The sequence below is a fragment of the Microbulbifer agarilyticus S89 genome (assembly GCF_000220505.1).
GTDB lineage: Bacteria > Pseudomonadota > Gammaproteobacteria > Pseudomonadales > Cellvibrionaceae > Microbulbifer > Microbulbifer agarilyticus_B.
The window spans coordinates 1-4,616 of sequence record NZ_AFPJ01000033.1; the positions used below are offsets into that span (position 1 = coordinate 1).

Annotated in this window: 5 protein-coding genes; all 5 read right to left on the reverse strand. The window is 48.0% G+C overall.

Annotated features, from left to right (window positions below; genetic code table 11):
* Positions 1 to 265 precede the first annotated feature (265 nt).
* Positions 266 to 634, reverse strand: coding sequence for a hypothetical protein (locus tag AS89_RS0110060; protein ID WP_010132457.1), 369 nt, complete (start codon positions 632 to 634; stop codon positions 266 to 268).
* 68 nt (positions 635 to 702) lie between these two features.
* Complete coding sequence (locus tag AS89_RS0110065; RefSeq protein ID WP_010132458.1) at positions 703 to 1,059, reverse strand: DUF2750 domain-containing protein; 357 nt, start codon at positions 1,057 to 1,059, stop codon at positions 703 to 705.
* A 1,195-nt stretch (positions 1,060 to 2,254) separates the two neighbouring features.
* A complete protein-coding gene (locus AS89_RS0110075) occupies positions 2,255 to 2,605 on the reverse strand; it encodes a hypothetical protein (protein ID WP_033230286.1) in 351 nt (116 codons plus the stop codon).
* A gap of 142 nt (positions 2,606 to 2,747) precedes the next feature.
* Positions 2,748 to 3,008 (reverse strand): hypothetical protein, encoded by a 261-nt coding sequence (locus AS89_RS18670; RefSeq protein WP_138976391.1) that lies wholly within the window; start codon positions 3,006 to 3,008, stop codon positions 2,748 to 2,750.
* A gap of 163 nt (positions 3,009 to 3,171) precedes the next feature.
* The gene (locus AS89_RS0110085) at positions 3,172 to 3,564 is read right to left on the reverse strand and encodes a hypothetical protein (protein WP_010132461.1); all 393 of its coding nucleotides are present in this window, start codon (positions 3,562 to 3,564) and stop codon (positions 3,172 to 3,174) included.
* Positions 3,565 to 4,616 lie beyond the last annotated feature (1,052 nt).

The following is a 4,616-nucleotide window of genomic DNA, read 5'->3' on the forward strand; positions in this document are numbered from 1 at the left end:
TGCCCTCTTCTACTGAAACAGACCGAACACTCTAGGAACGGATCTGATTGAATAGCAACTGACCAAAACGGCTCAATATTGGAAGCTATTTAGTGGCACTAAAATTTCAGCAGCCACGGTAAACAAAAAAATACCGACCGGCACCAATAACGCCGCCAGCAGGGGCAGCTTACCTTGTACGCGCTTTGCGCAAAAATGGGAGCGTAGCGACCTGCGCAAAACGTGCACAAGGTAAGCTGTCCCGCGGAGGGCCGAAGGCCCGGAGCTACTTGCCTGGCTTTGTTAAATGTCTGACCAACGCAGCGTAGGTCAATAGAGCCGCAATGCCAAACAATGCCGCAGCCATGAAAGGCACCATACTGATATCGTGAATACCATGATGAATCAATTGAGCCAGTGGAAGCAAAACGCCTACAAATCCCGCACTCATAACGCAATACTCCATAATGATGGAAAGCAGCGAAAACCAAGGGTAACTACGACTGATTAGAACAGAACAAATAAAGCTAAGAGCAAGTAGTAAAGGCACCAAATAAAGCGCACCAATACCATTTTTTTCAGCACCAAATGTAGCGAAATCTATTACTGTGATGCCCACCGCTAGCAGGACAAACAAAAATTTCAGCTGATGCATATAAACCTCTCACGCATTTAACGCCTCAAACAGGCGCGCGCGACAGCGCGTCGGTATGCTTTGACTTGTTAGGAGGAGCGGCCACTGGACACAACCTCTTTAAGATAGGCTGCCGGCACATCCAACCCGGCAAGACTAGAGTTTAAATTTGTCCCGATCCACATTCCGTGACTCTCGGCAGCAGGGAGAACCTGATCGAGTAGATCTTTTTTTCCAATCTGGATTGGCTCGTAGCCTTCAAAATTTGCCAAAGCAGATTCGGCAGCATTACACGAACTCCACAAAGGGAGTAGAAGGTCTCCGTCACCAGTTTGCCAGTTGGCGAGCCCTTCTCCATTATGCAGTGCCCATGCTACTCCATGCTCAATTAGGTGCTGCATAAAAAGCAAATGTCTTTGCTGCGCTTCTTCTGGGGTATCGTCCATATACTCCTCCTAACGCCCGCAGCAGGGGCGGCTTACCTTGTGCGCATTTTGCGCTAAAGTGGGCGCGAAGCGACCCGCGCAAAAAGTGCACAAGGTAAGCCGTCCCGCGGAGGCCCGAAGGGCCGTAGCAAACTGCCTGCGATTGTTATGAGTTGCTACTACCATGTGGCACCCAGGTACGGATATGCGCACCACGACAACAAAGTGAATAGAAGAAGATTGGCCAACAGAGACAATCTTTTTACGTTTTTAATTTGGGCAGTAGTTGCTAGTACTAGGACTATACCGAATCCTATCAGGTTCTGTATAGCAACTATGTAAGTGTGCGCTGCGCCCTGGTGTTGGACGCCGCTCTCCCAGCTACGCTGAAAATAATAAACGTTTAAAACACCCAGTATTACTACTAAAGCCAAAACAACTTTTGGAAAATTCTTTGACGAGTAAAAAAATAAAAGTACAGCGGCGTAACAGATTGCAGTAATAAAAAAGAATAGCTTAAAGGGAAGAAAAAAAGCCGCATAAACAATCGGAGATGGCATGGGAAGCCATATTGATGGAAGGCCGCCGAACACACTGATACCAGATAACAGTATGAGCAGAATCGCTCCGCCGTACATCCATTTATCTTGCGATAGTTCCATGGAACCTCTGAGACTCATAACGCCGCTAGCAGGGGCAGCCGGAGCGCTTGGCGTGCGAAGCGCGCCGCGTAGGCTGTCCAGCCGAGCCCCGAAGGGGCTGGGCGCTCCTGCCTAGCCTCGTTATTGCGGCCGCACTCTGAACCACCTATTAGCACTTTGCCAGCCACGGCTTGGCTGGCGACTGCCTAAATTTACGAGGAAAGAATACCGCACTTTCCCCACCTATTTATTATCTTACTGGCACTCCAAGAAAATACTCAGGATTGCCCTCTTCTGCCGAACCTGAGCGAACGCTCTAGGAACGAACATACTTGAATAGCAATCAGCCAAACTGGCTCAATACTGGATGCTATTGTTGGCTCTGAAACTCCAGCAACCTCGGATAAACGAAAAAAATTTACCGGCACCAATAACGCCGCCGGCAGGGGCAGCTTACCTTGTGCGCGTTTTGCGCGAAACTGGGAGCGCAGCGACCCGCGCAAAAAGCGCACAAGGTAAGCTGTCCCGCGGAGGGCCGGAGGCCCGGAGCAAATTGCCCGGCCTTGTTATTTGGCCTAGGCACCTTGGCCAGAGCTTCGCTTTTTGTCAGCCAGAATTTTCAAAGCATTGGCGTCTCGGTTGAAAATATTTTCCAACGTCTCAATCAGGTGCGCCCGAGAAACAGTGACCCACCTACTGTGCCCAAGGGCTGCCGCCATGAATACTACTGAAACAGTGGCAAGTACAACGGTATAACCATGCCTGGGCATGATTACCTCAAGAATCACAAGGACAAGAAGAAAAATGGCCGAAACTACTTGTAAGGCATTCGTAGCCATATCTTCTTTTTTGGCCTTTAAAAAAATTTCTACATCCCTTTCTTCTACCATGAAGCCATCTCCATTTCGGCTAATTACTTTTATCATGCCAAATAACGCCCACGGCAGGGGCGGCTTACCTTATGCGCGATTTGCGCGAAAATGGGAGCGAAGCGAACCGCGCAAAACGTGCATAAGGTAAGCCGTCCCGCGGAGGCCCGTAGGGCCGTAGCTTTACTGCCCGTGATTGTTATGTGTTTATCTCTGCAAGTAGATCGTGCGCAAGTTCATAGTAAATTTCCGTTTCTTTAGCAGCTGGATTCTCTTCCATAAACTGTAGCGCTCTCTCTTTAAGAACTGATATTGGCCGATCATTCCCCGAAAGATGGCAACCAATGATGTTATTCATAGTACTAACAAGCGCATATATTGGTGCGTCTCTTCGAAATGCTTTAGAAGGCAAATTACTCTGTCGATTTAGCTCTTTGGCAAAGCTCAGTACGCCACTCATTGTATTTTCTCAGACACATAACGCCGCCGGCAGGGGCCGCTTACCTTGTACGCATTTTGCGTAAAAATGGGAGCAAAGCGACCTGCGCAAAAGGTGCACAAGGTAAGCTGTCCCGCGGAGGGCCGCAGGACCGGAGCGAATTGCCCGGCCTTGTTATGCGTATTTATATCTTGCTCCACTGCCCCTCATACTGAATTAGATTTTGACGAATTTGGGGCGTACCTGCTGTTTTTTGCGAGATATAAATCTGATTTCCTGCTGCCTTCTCACGCAATACTTCATCCTTGGTAAGAACAAAATGCCTGTCACCAGATGGGTCAACTATAACGATTACGAGAATATCGTAATTCTTATCAATGTTAGAAATCGCATTATTGGTAGAGCCATTTTGCAATTCAGTAGTTTTCACCTGAACTCGAATTACTTCTGAAGTACTGCGAACAACAGTAATGTCGTAATCTTCTTGGTTAATTTTCACTGCCTGGTAGGCTTCAATATCCCTCTTCAATAGTTCGGTCATCACGAGAAATTCACCATATTTTCCCGAATTTAACACTGTACCTCCTTACGCATAACGCCCACAGCAGGGGCGGCTTACCTTGTGCGCGTTTTGCGCAAAACTGGGAGCGTAGCGACCTGCGCAAAAGGTGCACAAGGTAAGACGTCCCGCGGAGGCCCGAAGGGCCGGAGCATTGCTGCCTGTGATTGTTAAATATGGCCAGCGCCCTGTGGTCAATTAAACCTTTCCATACTCGCCCTACGTTTACCATACTTTAAGACGAGAAATACGGGCCAAGTTACCGCGAGGACAGGAATCCTCATAATAACTGATGGTTTTGCGCCAAGCCTTGTGCACTGCTCCGGACTAGGATTTTTGTACGTTCCGGGTTTAAGTACCTTTGACCAATCTTCCCCCAGGTGATGCTCACACTCAAATATTTTCAGTTCTTTTGTATATTCTTGAACACTAATTAAAACCCCAATCATCAAGTAAATCACTGCTAAGTATTTGAGGCATATTTTCAACATGATCCAACCATCAACTTGAAGACTAAAATTTAGCCGCTAATGCTTTTGCGAAACTGGGATATTTAACGCCGCCGGCAGGGGCAGCTTACCTTGTGCGCATTTTGCGCGAAACTGGGAGCGCAGCGACTCGCGCAAAAGGTGCACAAGGTAAGCTGTCCCGCGGAGGGCCGAAGGCCCAGAGCATATTGCCCGGCCTTGTTATGAGTTTGATAGTACGCTGTACGCTACCACCATAATCATTAGTGCTACCAAGGCAAAAACTAGCTTATTCAATAGCGAATTCAGGGAGGCTGCAACCTTACCTTGAGATTCACTCTCTAGACGCGACATCTCTTCTTCTGTGAGCTGATGCCTAACAGTATGCCTATTATTTGTAAGCAAAGCTGTAGCATCGTCCACTTGCTCGTTTAAGACAGCCCAAACTCCAACTTTAACTGTTCCGGTCGCTATTGCTCCAAGCTGCTTCGAGTTCACTCCAGATATATGAGTGAGAATTCCTTTTGACCTGAGCCAATTAGACAAAAGCTCGGCATCTGACAGCGATGTAAACTCCCTGAGTAGCCTCATGCTTAAGACTCA

Coding starts and splice junctions, on each gene's coding strand:
- AS89_RS0110075 (WP_033230286.1), bottom strand. CDS start 2,605: ATGATAAAAGTAATTAGCCGAAATGGAGATGGCTTCATGGTAGAAGAA.
- AS89_RS0110060 (WP_010132457.1), bottom strand. CDS start 634: ATGCATCAGCTGAAATTTTTGTTTGTCCTGCTAGCGGTGGGCATCACA.
- AS89_RS18670 (WP_138976391.1), bottom strand. CDS start 3,008: ATGAGTGGCGTACTGAGCTTTGCCAAAGAGCTAAATCGACAGAGTAAT.
- AS89_RS0110065 (WP_010132458.1), bottom strand. CDS start 1,059: ATGGACGATACCCCAGAAGAAGCGCAGCAAAGACATTTGCTTTTTATG.